This window comes from Methanosarcina siciliae T4/M, assembly GCF_000970085.1.
Lineage (GTDB): Archaea > Halobacteriota > Methanosarcinia > Methanosarcinales > Methanosarcinaceae > Methanosarcina > Methanosarcina siciliae.
The window spans coordinates 1,941,691-1,959,861 of sequence record NZ_CP009506.1; the positions used below are offsets into that span (position 1 = coordinate 1,941,691).

Here is an 18,171-nt window from a genome sequence, read left to right on the forward strand (position 1 = left end):
CTTTATTGTTTTTTGACTTTTCAGCCCAGGATTTTCTTCACAGCCGAAGAGACGCCAAGGGCTACCCCTTCAACTTCTATTCCTCCCTTTCCTTTGGCCCCGTCTCCTACGACATAGAGCCCGGTAAAAGGAGTTTCATTTCCTGGATCCGTACCTGAAGCCGCCCTGTTTACGGGCCATTCGTCGTGGTAGGACTGGATCAGGAGGATTTCATACTTCTTGCCGGGAAAAACTTCTTTGAGGTCGTCAAGCCCCATCTGAATTTCGGCTTCGAGGTTCTTTACGTTCTCAGGGGCTACATACTGGTGGCACATGGTAAGGTGTTTTCCCGGAGGAGCAAGTTTCGGGTCAGCCTGAGTAACTTCATTGATTCCGTTTATCCGCCTGGTATAGGGGGTTAACAGGACCCCTGAGTGCCCGACCAGAGGCTCGTCTGCAGCAAGGCAGATCTTTATTCCGGCAGACGGCTTAAGGGTCTCAAGCATTTTAAGGTAATCAGAATGCATTTTTTCAGAGAGGGCTTCCCCGCAGAGCAGAGCGGTTGCAGTATGCCCAAGGTTGCTGATAACGAGATCAGCCTTATGCTCTTTGCCTTCAGCAACAACCCCTGCAGCATTTCCGTTTTCAACCAGGATTTTTGAGACTTCCTGTCCGGTATGGATTTTTCCCTCATTTGCCCGGATTACGGCTTCAAGAGCATCAATAACCCCTTTGCAACCTCCAATCGGGATTCCGGGACCTCCGAACCGGTACATGTTTTCTATTATCTCAAAAACCTCTTCTACCGGGACTTCATTGCTTTTCAGGCTTAGCGCCCAGCCGCAGAAAGAATCGGCAAATTTTACCAGCCATTCGTCATTTACCTGAGCCTTTATCCAGGCCTGAAGCGTAGTTCCTGCAGGACGGTTCTTTCTTGTGCTCACAATCAAAAGAGCAATTTTCATTCGGTCTTTATAGGAAAGAAGCGAGGGAAAATCACTAAAAGAGATGTCTTTAAAGCCTTTTGCGTAATCGGGGTTCCCTTTCTTGAGCGGCACCCGTATGGTGGTCATTTCCGACCGGATGATATGCACATTAGCTCCTATTTCCTCCAGGAGCCTGGCAAGCGGTCCTCCGGGCCCGCTTGGAAGCATATGGAAAGCTCCGCTTGAGAGCTGGAACCCTTTATAATCGAGATTGGTAAACCTGCCTCCTGTAATAGGAAGCCTTTCAAAAACTTCAACTTCATGCCCTGTCTTTGCTAGCCTGGCAGCGCTTAAGAGCCCTCCGAGACCTGCCCCTATGATAATCGTTTTCATGCCGGCACCTCGATGGCTTTTACAGGACAGTAGGGGACGCACAGCCCGCAATCCACACAGGCATCGGTAGCCCGTGCTCTTCCCCTGACCTCTATTGCTCCTTTTTTGCAAAAAGAAGCGCATTGGCCGCACCCTACGCAGTTATCGTTTATTTTCATGCGATCCACCAGCTTTCCTATCGTGAAAAGACTTATTATAATGTGTTGGTTAGTGTGCCGCTCATGTTATTCTTCTCAGGGCAAAAGGAAAACCTGGCTTTCCTGCGGATAACGCCCTGTTTTTAATATCTAATCAGTAGTATACTATGAATATATCCCCTTTCAGAATACAATACGGCTTAAAAGTAACCGCTCAAAAACACGGAAATCCCCGCTTTTTTCGAACTATTGTGATTGCCGGAAGGCATTTGCAGACAGCTACCTGTACATAATAATACTTAAGGGCTCGCACCAAAACATTCCAGATATCCATTACGTCATCATAGATATTCAGGATATAGCTATTCAGCCATCCTGGCAATCCGACATACCTATTTACCGACATAATAACCATTTAGATTATGGTGGTTGTCCGTATGATGCCCGGAATGTATAATTTGGATGAGAGCAGATGCCGCTTCTCCCTTAATTACGCAGGAAATTTTCAGCCCTTTCAGTTCCTTAATATTTTCATTTTAAAGGTTGCCTCAGGAGCACCGGATCCCTTCTATTTAACATTATTATTCATGCAGTATCCACAGGGTATATTCTGGAAATAAAAATAATTAACGGTTATATATAATTCCTTTCCATGCCAGAGGAAAACTCCGGACCTGCAGATGAATAATTATCAGGAATTTTCAGCTGTTCAAAAATAATAACATATTTATGGTGTATATATAATTTCGCGATCGGGTCAGGGCTTTTCCTCTATATTATATTAACATACGCATATTTTAAAAAGAGATTTTTAATTATTTAGACTTAATATTTATATAATATTAATTATCTAGCAAATAGCTATAAATAACCCCTGATTCATTTGCAGAACTAGCATAGCTACTTCGAATCATAACTATTAATTATACTACTTTCACGGCAATTGAATCCATGTTGCCGGAAGAAAGGGTCTCCCCTGACATTCGGCAGTTTATTACATAACTCCGGGCAACGAAAAAGGAAATTTATCGGAGCTCGGCACTAAATAGTCCGTATTCGGAAAAGCCTTTCTGTCGGAAGAAAGAAGGCCCGGATCCGGGCATTCCTTGCAGGACCTGTGTTCGGACCACAGTGGTTTTTCGAAACAACCGGGAGTCCGGATACGGTTTTTTTTGTCCTTTTATCTTTAAAAACAAAAAAATCAAGATCATGCGACGCTGCAATTTCAGATTGCTGCACTTTGATAGGTGATACGATGTCTGGAATAATTGATAGCTATATACCGGTTGCGATATTTCTTGCCGTGGGACTGATTATGCCGCCCATGACAATGTTCATGGTAAAGCAACTGAGTCCGAGGAGCAAAGCAGCCAGCAAATACACGACATACGAATCGGGTTCCATTCCTACGGGAACTGCCAGAATCCAGTTCAATGTCGAGTATTATCTTTATGCGATTGCTTTTGTGCTCTTTGATATTGAGGTGCTTTTCCTTTACCCGTGGGCTACCGTCTATAAGGGGCATGGGATTACCTCAATTGCAGTAGTTGAGATGTTACTATTTATCTTCATACTGCTCTTCGGATACGTGTATCTCTGGAAGAAGGAGGCCCTTACATGGGTGAAGTGAAGGAGACAAAAACGACTAACACAACAGGAACTCCGGAAGAAGAAATTCCCGGCGTTATCACAACAACCACCAATGCGATCAGCGACTTTCTCAAGAAGACCAAGGCTCAGGACCTGATCAACTGGGGCCGGAAAAACTCGCTCTGGTTCATGACCCAGCCAATGGGCTGCTGCGGTGTGGAAATGATCGCTACCGGCTGTGCCCACTATGATACTGACCGCTTCGGGATCATTCCCAGAAACTCCCCGAGGCATGCGGATGTCATGATCATCAGTGGTTATGTGACAAAAAAATACCTGCCTGCCTTAAAGAGGCTCTGGGAACAGATGCCGGCTCCCAAATGGGTTCTCGCTATGGGGGACTGTTCGATCAGCGGCGGCCCCTTCTATGAGTCTTACAGCACGGTGCAGAATATCGATGAACTCTTTCCTATCGATGTCTTCATTCCCGGCTGCCCGCCCAGACCCGAAGCCCTTATTCAGGGATTTGTGGAGCTGCAGGAAAAGATTAAAGCTAAAAAAGACCGGGGCACGGAATACTGAGAAATTTCAGGTTTATTTGAGGGAAAAGAATGGATGCCAGAACAATTATCGAATCATTAACCGGGAAATTTCCTGAGGCAATTTCCGAAGCCGAGATCGAGTCCCCTATCCGTATCCGGGCATATGTGGATAAGGAGAAAGCAAAAGAGGTCTGCCAGTACCTTAAGGACTCCCTTCAGTTCGACCACCTCTGTTCCGTTTGCGGAGTGGACTATCCCCGGAGGAACGAGCAGGAAGCAGTGTATCATATAGCTTCGTATGACCATCCCGTTGTCCTGATGCTCAAAGCAAAGCTGTCCAGGGATTCCCCTGAAATCGAGTCCATCGTACCGGTATACTGGAATGCGAACTGGTATGAGAGAGAAACCTACGAACTCTTCGGGATCTTCTTTAAAAACCACCCGAATCTGAAGGCCCTTGTGCTCCCCGAAGATATGCTGGGAGAGTGGCCTCTCCGGAAAGACTACGAAGGTTTCCCGAACAGGACAGCAAGAAACCTTGTGTGAGGGGTGAAAAATGGAAGAAATGCTTGAACCAAATGAAATGATCGTACACCTGGGCCCACAGCATCCCATGCAGCCCGGACCATTCAGGTTAAACCTGAGGTTGAAAGGGGAAACCGTAATGGATGCTGAAGTGGAACTGGGTTTCATCCACAAGGGAATTGAAAAAATCCTGGAGAATAAAACCTACCTCCAGGGAATAACGATAGTGGACAGGATCTGTTACCTTGTAGCCCTTACAAACGAAGAATGTTTTGTGGGCTGCACTGAAAAGCTGCTGGGCATCGAACCCCCGGAGAGGGCACAGTATATAAGGGTCATTTTAGAAGAACTCTCCAGGATACAGAGCCACCTGCTCGGCATGGGAGAGTTCGGGGAGTTCATAGGCTTCGTTTCCATGTTCATGTATACCATCAAGGAAAGAGAAGATGTCCTCACCCTGATTGACATGGTCACAGGAGCAAGGGTCACCCACAGCTACCTGAAATTCGGAGGGGTCCGCGACGACCTGCCCGAAGGCTTCAAGGAAAAAGCCCTTCCTGTCCTGAACAATCTCAAGAAAGTCATTTCCGACTACGAAGAATTGTTCAATTCGGACAGGATTTACAGGGAAAGAACCATAGGAGTCGGTGTCTTGACCGCAGATGTCGCAAAGAGCCTCGGGGTTTCGGGCCCTGCGCTGCGGGCAACGGGTGTCCCCTTCGATATCCGGAAGAACGAACCATACCTTGTGTATAAGGACCTCGACTTCAAGGTCTGCACGGAAACTGCAGGCGATTGTTTTGCAAGAGTGCAGGTCAGGCTCAACGAGATGCGGGAGAGCATTTATATCCTTGAGCAGTGCCTTGACCGGATCCCGAACGGCCCCCTCTTCCCTGAAGGCACCCCCTACGGCAGAAGGACTCCTGTAATGAGAGTGCCTGCCGGAGAAGTCTTCCACAGGGTCGAAGACCCGAGAGGTGAAATGGGCATGTACATGATCTCCGACGGCAGCGACAAACCGTACAGGGTAAAAGTCAGAGGCCCCTACTTCCCGACTCTGCAGGCTCTGCCTCCTCTGATCAAAGGTACGACAGTTGCGGACGTTGCAGCGATTTCAGGCAGCATGGACGGCTGTACCAGTGAAGCGGACAGGTGAATATCATGATAGAAATTCCTGAATTCATAATTCCCTTAATCCCCTGGATCCGCGGGGTTGTGGGCCTGGTTCTTGTGGGAGCCATCTTCCTTGGAGCAATGGGGGCTGTCTGGCTTGAGCGTAAACTCTCGGCCGACATCCAGTTCAGATACGGACCTTCAAGGGTAGGAAAGTTCGGGCTGCTGCAGCTGGTAGCCGATGCAATCAAGCTCTTTACCAAAGAGGACGTGAGACCGAGAAATGCCGACCGTCTTCTCTTTGATAATGCTCCTATTTTCATGATGAGCTCGGTTTTCCTGATGCTTGTCGCAATCCCTGTGGGTGCGGTTTTCATTAACGGTGTCCAGTACCCCCTTGCTGTAACCGAGATGGATGTCAGTGTTCTTTATATTGAAGCAGTTTCTGCGATTTCCATTTTCGGAATTTTCATGATTGCTTACGGTTCTAATAACAAGTATTCCCTGCTCGGAGCTTTCAGGAACTTCGCCCGCATGGTCGGGTATGAAGTGCCCCTCGGAATCACTGTTGTCAGTGTTGCTATAATGACAGGTTCCCTGAACATCGTGGAAATTGCCAGCGCTCAGGGACTACACTGGAACATCTTCCTGCAGCCGATCGGATTCATTGTTTTCTTTATTGCCCTTATGGCTGATATGGGACGGCTCCCCTTCGACCAGAACGAGTCTGAAGAAGAACTGGTTGCAGGCTGGATTACCGAATACACCGGAATGCGTTTCGGTCTCGGTTTCTTTGCCGAGTATATCCACATGATCCTTGGTTCCTTCCTTGTTGCACTCCTTTTCCTCGGAGGCTGGAACGTGCCGGCTTTTGTTGCAAACAACCCGGTGCTCGGTCTGATTGCCCCCACAGGTTTCTTCCTGCTTAAAACCGTACTTGTGCTGATGACTATCATCGGAATGAGGTGGGCTGTCCCGAGATTCAGGATCGACCAGGTAGTGGACCTGAGCTGGAAGAAACTCCTGCCCCTGTCCCTTTTGAACCTCGTCTGGGCTGTGGGTCTTGGACTTTATCTGGGGGCTTAAGATATGGTTCTTAAAAATATCAAATATGCAATAAAAAACATCCCTAAAAAACGCGTAACCAGGCTGTGTCCGGAAGTGGAAAGCCCGCTATCCGATAGGTTCAGAGGGCTTCAGATCCTCGACAAAGGCAAATGCATAGGCTGTGGGATCTGTGCCAATACCTGCCCTAACAATGCGATCAAGATCGTAAAAGCCCCGATTGAACCGGGCAGCAGCAAACAGCGCTGGTTTCCTGAAATCGATGTAGGCCACTGCCTCTTCTGCGGGCTCTGCATTGACCAGTGCCCCAAAGGTGCTCTTTCCAGTGGGAAAGAATATACCAAAGGTATGGTAAAATGGGCTCACAAAGATCTGCTCATGACCCCTGAAAAACTCGCAAGGGAAGTTGATATCAAGGAGGGTGATGAGAAATGATCGGACTTGAAACGGTTGGAGCAGCTCTGGAAATGGCTGTCTTCGGACTCCTTGCACTTGTCACGGTCTTCTTTGCAATTTTTGTGGTTATTGCAAAAGATGTCGTTAGAGCCGGGCTTGCCCTGATTATGTGCATGTTCGGTGTTGCAGTACTTTACATTCTCTTAAACGCTCAGTTCCTTGGAATAATTCAGGTGCTGGTCTATATAGGAGCAATCGGAGTGCTGATCCTCTTTGCGGTTATGCTTACAAAACGCGAACTCGGAGGTGGGTCTCGTGCGAATTAACCGGCCCCTGGCTCTCCTCGTCTCTCTGCTTTTTGTCGCGGTCATAGTAACAGGCGCTTTCGGGACTTCCTGGCATACGGTTTCGGAACTTCCTGAGAACCCGGCTGACCCGAGTAATATCCAGGGCATAGGCATGTTGATCTTTACCCAGTACGTGGTGCCTTTTGAGGTCCTGTCAATTGTCCTGCTCGCATCCCTGATAGGGGCAATCTACATGGCAAAAGGGGAGGGCAACAGATGACCGCTATTCCGTTAACATTTTATCTTGGGCTTGCAGCCCTGCTCTTTTCAATAGGGCTTTACGGCGTGATGACCCATAAAAGCGGGATCAGGATGATCATGTGTATCGAACTCATGCTGAACTCCGCAAACCTGAACCTTGTAGCATTCTCAAGCTATACGGACACCCTGAACGGGCAGGTCTTTGCCATATTTTCAATTGCCCTTGCAGCCGCTGAAGCAGCCGTAGGGTTTGCGATTTTCATGGCAATCTACAGGATGCACGATAAAATTAACCTTAACGAGCTTAACATTTTGAGGTGGTAAAAACGGCACTGGAAGAATTTGCATTTTTGATTCCCCTGCTTCCGGCACTGGCCTTTGCGATCACCTTCTTCTTTGGCAAGAAAATGCCCTCAGGAGGGGCAATCGTTCCCATCCTTGCCATCGCCGCCTCCTTTGTAATCTCTTTTGCGATTACCCTCGGGCTGCTGGCAAACCCCGGAGAAGTCGTAAGCCAGTCATATTCCTGGTTTGCAGTGCTTGACATAGGAATATTAATCGACCCCCTGGCTGCAGTTATGCTGTCAATGGTCTCCTTTGTGAGCCTGTTAATCCACATCTACGCAGTCAGCTACATGTCCCATGATGAGGGAAAAGCCAGGTACTTTGCAGAAACCGCACTGTTTACCGCAGCAATGCTTTCCCTGGTCCTCTCGGACAACATCCTGCAGCTCTTTGTTTCGTGGGAACTTGTCGGGCTCTGTTCCTATCTCCTGATAGGGTTCTGGTTCGAAAAACCCTCGGCTGCGGCTGCTGCCAAGAAAGCTTTCCTGACAACCAGGGTCGGAGACGTAATGTTCCTTACGGGAATAATCGTGCTTACTTCCGATCTCCTGAAACTTGCAGGCGGCTTCCAGGAAGGAGTATATTTGCTTCGCTTTGACGAAATCTTCAGCTATATTCCCCAGCTTTCGGCGCTTCAGGTAAATATTTTCGGCTTTGAAGTAAGCCACCTTACTATTATCACCCTGCTCTTCTTCGGGGGAGCCGTAGGTAAATCCGGGCAGTTCCCCTTACATGTGTGGCTGCCCGATGCGATGGAGGGTCCCACAACCGTCTCAGCCCTCATCCATGCAGCAACAATGGTTACTGCCGGGGTTTACCTGGTTGCAAGGACTTTCCCGATGTTTCTCGCAGCCCCCGGTACCCTCATGGTTGTTGCGTATCTGGGAGGCTTTACCGCTCTCTTTGCAGGCACCATGGGCATTGTAATGAACGACCTGAAGCGTGTGCTCGCTTACTCGACTATCAGCCAGCTCGGGTACATGATGCTTGCCCTGGGCCTTGGGGCTACAGTAGGACTTGAAGCAGTCGGAGTTTCCCTTTTCCACCTGATCAACCACGCTTTCTTCAAAGCCCTTCTCTTCCTCTGTGCAGGCAGTGTAATCCATGCAGTCGGCACCCAGGACATGAGGGAGCTCGGAGGCGTCGGAAAGGTAATGCCGATCACTGCCGGAACCATGGCCATCGCAGCCCTTTCCCTTGCAGGCTTCGGGATTCCCGGAACCTCGATAGGGACAAGCGGCTTTATGTCAAAGGACCCGATCATTGAAAATGCATACCTTTTCGCAGAACACAGCGGGAACTGGATCCCCTATATCTTCGCAATTGTTGCAGCCCTCCTGACCTCTATTTACATCTTCAGGCTGATCTTCATGACCTTTACGGGAAAGCCGAGAAGCGACTATCACGGGCATGAATCCCCCGCCATTATGACCGTTCCTCTCTCCATACTTGCCCTTTTTGCCCTTGTTTTCGGATCGCTGACAAGGACCGGCTTTATGAATTTCCTTGAAGAAACCTTTACCAACAGCTTTGTGGACCTGAATATAGGAAACCTTGCAGGCATAGGCGGAAACGAGCTTGTAGAGGCAGTCGGGCATGAACCTGTCTTAATCCTGTGGCTCCCGTTAATCATGGCCGTTGCAGGTCTTGCAATCGCTTTTGTGATCTATTATCTCAAAGCATTCAGCCTCGGACCTCTGGCTTCCATGAAAAACCCGATTTACAGACTGCTTTACAGGCGCTACTACCAGCACGAAATTTATACCGAGTTCTTCTCGATAGGAATAGTCTACGGAGTTATCGCTTTCCTTACACAGGTAGTTGATGTGATCGTCGACAGTATCGTTGAAGGAATCGGAATTCTCACGGTTGGAGTTGGGGAAGAACTCAGGAAGGTTCAGACCGGGGTTGTCCAGACCTATGCAACCGTCATAATCGCGGGTGTGAGCCTGCTGATAATACTCATTAAATTAATAACGGAGGTACTCTGATGCTGCCGGTCGCATCGTTGTTGATTCTGGTGCCGCTGATTTTCGCAGCTGTGACCTTTTTCACAAAAACAAAAGACCAGGCTGCGGGGCTGGGTCTTATCGGGTCCCTTGTGACCCTGGGCCTTACCCTTTACGCCTACCTGAACTTTGACAGCAGCACTGCTGCAATGCAGTTCTATGAATCAATTCCGTGGGTTCCCTTCCTCGGGATCAATTATTCGGTTGGAATTGACGGCATTTCAATGCCCCTTATCCTCCTGAATGCAATCGTTATCCCCCTCCTGATCCTTTTCAGCTGGAATGAGGAAAGGGAAGCCCCGAACAGGTTCTACGGGCTGATCCTTACCATGCAGGCCGCCGTCATAGGGGTCTTTGTGGCCCTCGATTTCGTAGTCTTCTACATCTTCTGGGAGCTGACCCTTGTCCCTCTCTTCTTCATCGTAAACATCTGGGGAGGAGAAAAGCGGGCTCATGCGTCCTACAAGTTCTTTATCTACACACACGTTGCATCCCTGGTGATGCTGCTCGGGATCTTCGGGCTCTTCTACACAGCCCTCCACCAGACAGGGGTTCCGACCTTTGACATCAGAGAACTGATCGCACAGTTCCAGTTCTTCGGGTCCGGCCTGATGAAGGACGCAATATTCCTGGCAATCCTCTTCGGATTCCTGGCAAAGCTGCCGACCTTCCCCTTCCACTCCTGGCTTCCGGATGCATATGTCGAAGCCCCGACCGCAGGCAGTGTACTCTTTATCCTGCTCAAGATCGGAGGATACGGGCTTTTCAGGATCTCCCTCCCGATGCTCCCTCACACCGGAAACCCTAATCTGATGATCATGATGCTTGGCCTGCTTGGCTCATTCAGCATAGTCTACGGGGCTCTTCTGGCCTTGAGGCAGAAAGACCTCAAGCGCATGATCGCCTACTCCAGTCTGAGCCACATGGGCTTTGTAACCCTGGGTTCGGCAGGCCTTGTTGCCCTTTCGGTTTCAGGCGCCATGTTCCAGCAGTTTTCCCACGGGCTTATCATGAGCATCATGTTCATGTCTGCAGGAGTGATCCAGAGCGCCACAGGCACAAGGATCATTAACGATCTCGGCGGGCTTGCAAGGAAGATGCCGATGCTCACCGTGCTTATGATGGTCGGCTTTATGGCATCCCTCGGGCTTCCGGGCCTGACAGGCTTTATTGCCGAGTTCCTGGTCCTGACCTTTACTTTCGTGAACCTGCCCGGTTTTGTCTTACTTGCCCTGCTGGCAATAGTGATTACTGCAGGTTACCACCTCTGGGCAATGCAGAGGGCAATGTTCGGAGTGTACAATGAGAAACTCGGGAGTATCAGGGACATCAATACCCTGCAGGTCTTTTCGATGGGAGTAATCGCCCTACTTGTGCTTTATTTTGGCCTGAACCCGAGTCCGGTGCTTAATATGATGATTAAGAATTCGGAAGCAATAGTCAGCCTGGCGGCTGGCCTGGGGGTGTAAGAAATGAACGAGTTAATGTATCTTGCACCTGAAATCGTAGTGGTTGCAACCGGCCTGGTCATACTTCTGGCCGGAGTTTTCCTGTCCCCCCGGTCCAAGAACATACTTGGTTACCTGGCAACCCTGGGAATCCTTGCAGCCCTCTTCCTGACGGTTAAAAGTTTCGGGCTCCTGACTATGGAGGGCTTACAGATCGGATATTCGGTTTTCTCGGAAGCTCTGAATATCGATGCTCTCTCCCAGTTCTTCAAACTGGTCTTCCTGGTAGTTGCCCTGATCGTTTCGATTGCTGCAATCAAGTACAATGAAAACAGTGACCATACCGAAGAGTTCTACACCCTGATGCTCTTTGCAACCTTCGGGATGATGGTCGTAGCTTCTGCAAACGACCTGATCGTACTCTTCGTTGCCTTTGAACTGGCAAGTCTTGCAACCTACGCCCTTGCAGGCTACGAAAAGCAGAACCCGAGGTCTCTTGAAGGAGCCATGAAGTATTTCGTGATCGGTTCGGTCTCGGCAGCCCTCATGCTCTTCGGGCTTTCCTTTGTCTACGGGGCAACCGGCACCACGAGCATCCCCCTGATTGCTGCAAACCCCTGGCTCCTTATAGAAAACCCGATCGGGCTTGTAGCAGTCGTGCTGCTTATTGCAGGTTTCGGCTTCAAGATGGCACTTGTGCCCTTCCACATGTGGGCTCCGGATACCTACCAGGGTTCTCCCTCGGTCGTTTCCGCCCTGCTTGCAGCCGGGTCCAAGAAGATGGGTTTTGTAGCAGCTTTCAGAATCTTCATTATAGCTCTTGCAGCCCTGCAGCCTGACTGGCAGTTTATCTTTACCATTCTGGCAGTTGCAACCATGACCTTCGGAAACGTGGTCGCAGTTGCCCAGACCAGCGTAAAACGCATGCTTGCCTACTCTTCCGTAGCCCAGGCCGGATACATTGCAATGGCTTTTGCCGTTATGACCCCTGTGGCCCTCGGAGGAGGCATCATGTACGCTCTTGCCCACGCCTTTATGAAAGCAGGAGCCTTTATTGCAGCCGGAGTCGTGGTCTGGATGGTAAGCCAGGAAAAGACAGGCAACCTCAATGTCCCCGACCACCTGGACAGCTTTAAGGGCCTCGGGAAAAGAATGCCTCTTGCGGCCCTTTCCATGACGGTCTTCGTCTTTGCCCTCGCAGGTATTCCCCCGACTGCAGGTTTCATGGCCAAGTTCGTGCTCTTCTCTTCAACCATCCAGGCGGGCATGGCCTGGCTTGCAGTAATAGCAATCCTGAACAGTGCCCTTTCCCTGTTCTACTACGCGCGGCTTGTGGGATACATGTACTTCCTGCCCCCCGAGGGTAAATCCGTCAGCGTTCCTTTCCCGTATGCAGCCGCCCTTCTGGTTGCAGTGGCAGGCGTGCTGGTAATGGGTATCTGGCCCGAACCCTTCGTGGAACTGGCTATGAAAGCAGCAATGGTACTGGTATAAGGAGGTATGAGAAATGACAGATTGCGACCTATGCGGAAAAGCAATCCCGACCGTCATCCCGGTCCGGGTTATCCGCCCCCTCCTCAAATTCGCCTACCCCAACGGGGTCTGGAAAGGTCTCTGTGAGACCTGCCTCGATTCCGCCCAGAAAACTTACCTGGAAGTAAACAAAAACCAACCTTCATGCAGAAAAGGCAAATGCGCCCTCTGCGGAGACAAAACAGGAGTTTTCTCGGTGGAACTGCAGGTCCCGGATTTCTCAAAAGGGATAGTCAAGAAAGATGTGGATCTCTGCTACAGGTGCCTGAAAGGAGTCGATGAGGCTTATATCAGGCATAAGAAAGAGATGATTGAGCAGGAACATGCACATCATTAAGTAAAATCAAAGCTGCTTTTTAAAGGCGGCTTTATTTTTTCTTATTTTTTTCTTTGTCTCTCTTATTTTAATGTCCTTATTTTGCTAATCCATTTTCAGACTTATGTAGATATATTAGTGTTTTTTTACAAAACTGTATATCCCACCTTCTTCAGATGTCTGAGAAATTTCACTATCTTTCCCGATATCGTTTCCCCCAATATCTATTTTGATTATTTTAACTTGTATTTCTCAGTTTACTCACTCATTAAAACCTTATATATTCAGTAAGTTTTCCTTTTTGTTTTGGGCAGCAACAATTGAGATCTAAGATAATTTAGGATAATTTCAATCCGAAATTTGTGGAAATTGCTCTAAAAAAATATCAACAAAAGTATTTATATATGGAGAACATCTGCGGAAAGACAGGTATGTTAATCCATTATTTTTGGTTGTTTGAAAAAATATTCCAGTTGTTTATTATTTAGTGTGACTTTTTATTAAAAAATCATACAACACTAAATAGTTTGATGATTTGGCCATAAATAATTTATATTAAAAAATCATACTGTGCCATGAAAAAAAGCAAGTTATTTCATACTATATGAGAGCCCCAGGAATTGAAAGCTTCTTGCAGAACCCCATACTGATGAATAAAATCAAGTACAATAGACATTATGACCAAAATAGTTTTTAGATAGCTTGGGGATTAGAGTCTATTGCTTCATCAGTTCAACCGCGGAAGTCCCAATATAAATATGAATAATGAATCACCCGAGAAGGTGGCTAACTGAAAACTAAAACCTATTTTATAATCGCGTTTTCTTTTCTGATAATATATGTAAACACCGTTGCGGCGGATACGATTACTGTTGATAGCGGTGGAGAAGGAGATTATACCTCTATACAGCAAGCTGTGATCAATTCTAATAACGGAGATATAATACTCGTTAATACAGGAACATACATCGAAAATGTAGATGTAGATAAGAAGTTAACAATAACCTCAAAGTCAGGAAATCCGGAAGATACGATCGTTCAAGCTCTTAGTCCAGGTGATCACATCTTTCATGTAACTGCGAACAATGTGACCATCAAAGGTTTTAGTTTGAAAAATTCCATTTCAGGAAGTGGAATTTATCTGGACAGTGTGCAGTATAACACTATTGCAAACAACCATTTACAAGCTAATGAGATAGGAATACATCTCTGGCATGCTAACAACAATATACTGATCAATAACACAGCATCAGACAATAGCTGGGCAGGAATCCGATTGTTCCCAGATGACAGTGAACTTGCCAGTAACAATACACTTGTTAATAACACGATGGTTAATAACACATATAATTTTGAGATTTATATTGCGTATAGAAATGCGAGTATGCGGAATAATATCGATACTACCAATACTGTAAATGGAAAACCTGTCTATTATCTTGTTAACGTCTCGAATGTTGCTTTAAATTCTGCCTCAAATGCCGGGGCTATTTACTGTATCAACTGCCAGAACATGTCAATAAAAGATCAGGTTCTCCAGAACAACTCCCAGGCTATTTTTTTATTTAATACAAGCAATTCAAGGTTTGACAGCAACATCCTATCAAATAACTATTTTGGAATCGTTCTGGTTAACTCAGATAATAACACCGGGTTGAATAATATTGCAGTTAATAATATTGTTGGCATAGGAATCGTTGCATCCACTGATAATTATTTAACCTTAACTCCCATTTTTTGTAGGGAATATGTTGAATTTGAGAGTTTTATCTAATTCTCTTACTTTCTTAGGAACTTCAGTAATGATACTTTTTTCACCAAAGTTTATACTTTTCACTTTTCTAAACTTCAATAGGATATCAATGGGTGAGACCTTGTCATTTATCTCTGCTTTTTTAATTGCCTTCAACAATTTACAGTACGCATATAATGAAAGAAATGCCACAAACACATGCCCATAAACGCTCTCATCATCATGAAGATACAATTTGTCAGCGTCTAATGTTGTTTTGTATGCATCAAACAACTTTTCAATCGAGTCTCTTTTTTTGTAGAGTTCATACATCTCCTTTTTTCCTATGTCGTAATTGGAGATAATCAAGAACTTCCCTGCTCTATTTTGTTTTAAAGAGTACTCTTCATCGCTGATCTTCCCTTCCTCTCTCTTTCTGAAGATCGTCTTCTGTTCTTCAAGTCTTAGATCCAGGTCTTCATATAAATATAGGAACCTATTTCCTAACTTTCTTTTACCACATTTGATGAGTCTATCATGATAGATGAATTCTTCATTAAGGTGTATTCTTGTGTCATAATAGTGGCTGTTCCTTTTTGTTGGTAACACAAATTTGATATGTTTTTCTTCTAAGCAGTTAAGGATGTTCTCTGAGAAAAAACCACGATCAAGAAGAAGTATCTTATCGCTGATATCCAACTCTTCTATTGTTTGTATAATGTCTTTATGTCCTTCACACTGCCTGGAACTGATTTGATCATAGTAGGCATTTCACTATCAAGACCACAAAGAAGGGCAAAGTTGATTTGGGGAACTTGAATACAGTCTTTGTTGTAGCCTTTTCAGCCTGTAGAATATTCATAGATCGAGAGAAACAGGAACTTAAGTCATAGACGAGTTGAGTGTCTGCATTTTTGAGATGATTGAATAGCTCATTCTGCCCAAACCTATCACAGCCTACTTCCCTTAACACTTTTGAAAGATTGGATGGATTAAGATTTGGTTTTATACCTTCAAGATTATAGAGATCTTCCCAAGTATCTTTAATTCGTTTGAGGGGGACATATCCATTTACACGAACAATTGACATTGCATAGAGTTCTTCCCAATATTCCGGAAAATTTTTCATGAGAAAAGGTTTGAGCTCTCCCATCATATTATGTAAAATCATTGAATTTCCATAGTCAGTGACAGAGTGAGGCACAGGTATCACATTAGTTTTAGGTTTCTCACCTTTAGGTATAAAGCCGTAATCTTTGTCGAGTCTACCAATGTAAACTGAAACTTTACGACCTTTCTTAATTTTTTTGTCATATTTACTCGTAGAGCGATAAACATAATGACAAGCGCCTCGAACTTTGATTTCAAGACATTTTTCTCCAGCTTTACGCTGATCTTCAAGCCAGCATCTTGCCCAGGGTTCCATAATCCCTATTATGTAGGGAATATAGGCATATATAAGTTTCGATTTGAAATCGTTCTACTGATATTAAAAATGAGAAAAAATAAGCAAATTAGATGATATAGTCCCTATAAATAGGCAGAGTTAAGGTTTGTACTGTTTACGAAAATATAAAGAAACACAAGCTAAGCAAATAATCAAAAAATATAAAAAAGTAGAAGAACTACTAATAAAAATTAGAAGAAACTTTCCCGCCAAATGCAGATGAAATTTAACCATCTTGAATCGGGAGTCCTGAAGTTTTCTTATGCCATGTCGGATTTTTAATTAAAAGGCATCCTGCTGTCCGGGATAAAATAAGAGTTGGGAAATTAAAGGCTTGGGAAATTAGAGATTTGGAAAATCAGAGGTTTGTAACCTTGAGGTTGGGAATATGGATAAAACCTTGAAAATTTTACTATATATAGTACTGATCCCTGTGGGTTTAATCGTACTTTTTTATGGGGGGTTTGCTGCACTCCTTGTCGGTATGGACCAGGCTTCTTATGACGGAAATGAAATTTACGTAGGACCTATTGATTTTGAATCGGTGCTTGTAAAAGCAGAGGAATCGGGATACGATATTAGCGGTGATGCCAGGCTCAACGAATCAACTTTAATAGAGCCCGGGAATGTCGAAGCCCTTGAAGAGCGGTTTGAGAACGATTACATGGTGTACAGGGTTGTGTTTTACTACAACGAAAATACGTCCGATGACACTTACATTGAATTTTGTAAATATGAAGGTCCGGAAGTGATAATTACACTCTGGAACCCCGATCATCCTGATGTATCCGACTTTCCGGATGATTCGTGGATGCTTGAAATGCTGGGGCTGAGTTTAGAGCTGAACGAAACCGGTTCGCAGGAGGTACTTGAGAGACTGAAGCTTGAAGGCTCAAAGCGAGAGTGGGGTGCGGAAGTGAGTACAAACGAAAGCGTAGATTTTCCGGCAGTCTATGCCTACCTGAATCAAAGCAGTACGAGTACTGTTGTAGAATCCGGTATGTGGAATGATGAAGAATTCTACAGGGACAGAACGCAAATAGGATACATAGCTTACGTAATCCCTGAAATTACTGTCAGCACCAGCCACAAATTTAACAAATATACACTTCATGTGAGCAGTTCCGGATTTGTACGTGCAGACATTCTAATGCATAGAGCCAGCGCCGGAAAAAAAATTCCTGAAGATGAATATCAGGCAGTGTTTAAGGAGATGTTTGAAAAACTGGGACTTCATGAAGAAAAGGTTAATGAGTTCGAGTTTGAGTATAATCCGAGTGTGTGGTGAAGCTTTTTTCCCTTTCCTTTTCCCTTTTCCCTGTATGCTTTTCTTTTTTTTCTCCTTTTCCTGTTCGTTTTTTCTTCTTCTCTTTTCCTCTCCCCTTTTCCTCTTTTCTCCTCTTCCCTTTCTTCTTTCCCGGCTTAAATAGAAACGTACGGAGATAAAAATTCAATGGGAACGGCTTCAAAAGGGGAGGCTTCAAATTACATTCAACGAATCCAGGCCCACTTTAATAAAAGTCAAGCCGAAGACAATCTGTGCAATCCCAAGAGCCCGGATAATGGATAAGTAATACTTGCTGTTGACAAAAGATTTTGACTTCTCTACAATCAGTGCGACTCCCACTTTTGATCCTACAAGCAGCATATAGAACCCGGCTATGAATAGGATTGTAGCCCAGACGTGGGTGCTGAAGCTCTTATAAATTATTGGCCCGCCTATGGAGAGCCAGAAGACGTAAGGGTGCGGGTTTCCGAAGTTGACAATAACTCCTTTTTTAAGGGCGTCTTTTTTTGCCTCTTTTATTTCAAAGCTGTCCGTTCCGGATTTCAGGGATTCCATTCCCGAATATATCAGATATGAAGCCCCGAAAAATGCAATAATCCCGATAACAAAATCAGAGCCTGTCAGGTGGGAAAGAACAAACAGTACGGCTAAAATTATTGGCAGGTCCGTAATCAGAGGAGATACTGCAACCTTTATTCCTTCCCACTTGCCGTGCTGCAGGGTCTCAGAAATAGTTACGGCTAGGAGTGGGCCAGGCGATGTCCCTGCAGCAAGACCGAGAAAAGCTCCCATGCCTAAATATTCAATAAGATCCAGCATTCGCATCGTCTCATTTTTTC

The 18,171-nt window shown here is 45.9% G+C and carries 21 protein-coding genes; 16 read left to right on the forward strand and 5 right to left on the reverse strand.

Annotation, left to right across the window (positions count from 1 at the left end):
* Positions 1 to 20: 20 nt before the first annotated feature.
* The gene (locus MSSIT_RS08275; RefSeq protein WP_048171556.1) at positions 21 to 1,298 is read right to left on the reverse strand and encodes a phytoene desaturase family protein; all 1,278 of its coding nucleotides are present in this window, start codon (positions 1,296 to 1,298) and stop codon (positions 21 to 23) included.
* Positions 1,295 to 1,456 carry a 4Fe-4S binding protein gene (locus MSSIT_RS08280; RefSeq protein ID WP_048171558.1) on the reverse strand — a complete coding sequence of 54 codons (162 nt, stop codon included), beginning with the start codon at positions 1,454 to 1,456 and terminating at the stop codon, positions 1,295 to 1,297. Before MSSIT_RS08280 ends, MSSIT_RS08275 begins: the two co-directional genes overlap by 4 nt.
* A 416-nt stretch (positions 1,457 to 1,872) precedes the next feature.
* Between MSSIT_RS08280 and MSSIT_RS23055 the strand changes: the two genes are divergently transcribed.
* From MSSIT_RS23055 to MSSIT_RS08355, 15 genes are all read left to right on the forward strand, one after another.
* A complete protein-coding gene (locus tag MSSIT_RS23055; RefSeq protein ID WP_148705193.1) occupies positions 1,873 to 2,055 on the forward strand; it encodes a hypothetical protein in 183 nt (60 codons plus the stop codon).
* Positions 2,056 to 2,675: 620 nt separating this feature from the next.
* A complete protein-coding gene (gene fpoA / locus MSSIT_RS08290; protein ID WP_231590536.1) occupies positions 2,676 to 3,065 on the forward strand; it encodes a F420H2 dehydrogenase subunit FpoA in 390 nt (129 codons plus the stop codon).
* Complete coding sequence (gene fpoB / locus MSSIT_RS08295) at positions 3,053 to 3,607, forward strand: F(420)H(2) dehydrogenase subunit B (protein ID WP_048171563.1); 555 nt, start codon at positions 3,053 to 3,055, stop codon at positions 3,605 to 3,607. The genes fpoA and fpoB overlap by 13 nt, the downstream gene beginning before the upstream one ends.
* A gap of 29 nt (positions 3,608 to 3,636) precedes the next feature.
* Positions 3,637 to 4,113 (forward strand): F420H2 dehydrogenase subunit FpoC, encoded by a 477-nt coding sequence (fpoC, locus tag MSSIT_RS08300; protein ID WP_048171565.1) that lies wholly within the window; start codon positions 3,637 to 3,639, stop codon positions 4,111 to 4,113.
* Positions 4,114 to 4,123: 10 nt separating this feature from the next.
* On the forward strand, positions 4,124 to 5,248 hold the full coding sequence (gene fpoD / locus MSSIT_RS08305; RefSeq protein ID WP_048171566.1) for a F420H2 dehydrogenase subunit FpoD: 1,125 nt from the start codon (positions 4,124 to 4,126) through the stop codon (positions 5,246 to 5,248).
* A 5-nt stretch (positions 5,249 to 5,253) separates the two neighbouring features.
* Entirely contained in the window at positions 5,254 to 6,291 is a 1,038-nt protein-coding gene (gene fpoH, locus MSSIT_RS08310; RefSeq protein ID WP_048171568.1) for a F420H2 dehydrogenase subunit FpoH, read from the forward strand.
* Positions 6,292 to 6,294: 3 nt separating this feature from the next.
* The gene (gene fpoI / locus MSSIT_RS08315) at positions 6,295 to 6,705 is read left to right on the forward strand and encodes a F420H2 dehydrogenase subunit FpoI (RefSeq protein WP_048171569.1); all 411 of its coding nucleotides are present in this window, start codon (positions 6,295 to 6,297) and stop codon (positions 6,703 to 6,705) included.
* Positions 6,702 to 6,992, forward strand: a complete 291-nt coding sequence (locus tag MSSIT_RS25265) for an NADH-quinone oxidoreductase subunit J (protein WP_048171571.1) — start codon at positions 6,702 to 6,704, stop codon at positions 6,990 to 6,992. Before fpoI ends, MSSIT_RS25265 begins: the two co-directional genes overlap by 4 nt.
* Positions 6,982 to 7,233 carry a F420H2 dehydrogenase subunit FpoJ gene (gene fpoJ, locus MSSIT_RS25270; protein ID WP_048171573.1) on the forward strand — a complete coding sequence of 84 codons (252 nt, stop codon included), beginning with the start codon at positions 6,982 to 6,984 and terminating at the stop codon, positions 7,231 to 7,233. Before MSSIT_RS25265 ends, fpoJ begins: the two co-directional genes overlap by 11 nt.
* Entirely contained in the window at positions 7,230 to 7,538 is a 309-nt protein-coding gene (gene fpoK, locus MSSIT_RS08330) for a F420H2 dehydrogenase subunit FpoK (RefSeq protein ID WP_048171576.1), read from the forward strand. The genes fpoJ and fpoK overlap by 4 nt, the downstream gene beginning before the upstream one ends.
* The gene (fpoL, locus tag MSSIT_RS08335; protein ID WP_048171578.1) at positions 7,532 to 9,550 is read left to right on the forward strand and encodes a F420H2 dehydrogenase subunit FpoL; all 2,019 of its coding nucleotides are present in this window, start codon (positions 7,532 to 7,534) and stop codon (positions 9,548 to 9,550) included. Before fpoK ends, fpoL begins: the two co-directional genes overlap by 7 nt.
* Positions 9,550 to 11,037 (forward strand): F(420)H(2) dehydrogenase subunit M, encoded by a 1,488-nt coding sequence (gene fpoM, locus MSSIT_RS08340; RefSeq protein WP_048171579.1) that lies wholly within the window; start codon positions 9,550 to 9,552, stop codon positions 11,035 to 11,037. Before fpoL ends, fpoM begins: the two co-directional genes overlap by 1 nt.
* Before the next feature lie 3 nt (positions 11,038 to 11,040).
* Positions 11,041 to 12,510, forward strand: coding sequence for a F(420)H(2) dehydrogenase subunit N (gene fpoN / locus MSSIT_RS08345; protein WP_048171581.1), 1,470 nt, complete (start codon positions 11,041 to 11,043; stop codon positions 12,508 to 12,510).
* A 13-nt stretch (positions 12,511 to 12,523) separates the two neighbouring features.
* The gene (locus tag MSSIT_RS08350; protein ID WP_048171583.1) at positions 12,524 to 12,886 is read left to right on the forward strand and encodes a F420H2 dehydrogenase subunit FpoO; all 363 of its coding nucleotides are present in this window, start codon (positions 12,524 to 12,526) and stop codon (positions 12,884 to 12,886) included.
* A gap of 895 nt (positions 12,887 to 13,781) precedes the next feature.
* Positions 13,782 to 14,639 carry a right-handed parallel beta-helix repeat-containing protein gene (locus MSSIT_RS08355; RefSeq protein ID WP_048171585.1) on the forward strand — a complete coding sequence of 286 codons (858 nt, stop codon included), beginning with the start codon at positions 13,782 to 13,784 and terminating at the stop codon, positions 14,637 to 14,639.
* Here the strand turns inward: MSSIT_RS08355 and MSSIT_RS08360 are convergent.
* Together MSSIT_RS08360 and MSSIT_RS08365 are read right to left on the reverse strand one after the other, a co-directional pair.
* Positions 14,589 to 15,350 (reverse strand): transposase, encoded by a 762-nt coding sequence (locus tag MSSIT_RS08360; RefSeq protein WP_082088919.1) that lies wholly within the window; start codon positions 15,348 to 15,350, stop codon positions 14,589 to 14,591. The genes MSSIT_RS08355 and MSSIT_RS08360 overlap by 51 nt on opposite strands.
* A gap of 4 nt (positions 15,351 to 15,354) precedes the next feature.
* A complete protein-coding gene (locus tag MSSIT_RS08365) occupies positions 15,355 to 16,023 on the reverse strand; it encodes a hypothetical protein (protein WP_048171589.1) in 669 nt (222 codons plus the stop codon).
* A gap of 409 nt (positions 16,024 to 16,432) precedes the next feature.
* Between MSSIT_RS08365 and MSSIT_RS08370 the strand changes: the two genes are divergently transcribed.
* Entirely contained in the window at positions 16,433 to 17,332 is a 900-nt protein-coding gene (locus MSSIT_RS08370; RefSeq protein ID WP_048171590.1) for a hypothetical protein, read from the forward strand.
* A 192-nt stretch (positions 17,333 to 17,524) separates the two neighbouring features.
* On the opposite strand, the gene MSSIT_RS08375 is transcribed toward MSSIT_RS08370, so the two are convergent.
* The gene (locus MSSIT_RS08375) at positions 17,525 to 18,151 is read right to left on the reverse strand and encodes a LysE family translocator (protein ID WP_048171592.1); all 627 of its coding nucleotides are present in this window, start codon (positions 18,149 to 18,151) and stop codon (positions 17,525 to 17,527) included.
* Between the last annotated feature and the right edge of the window lie 20 nt (positions 18,152 to 18,171).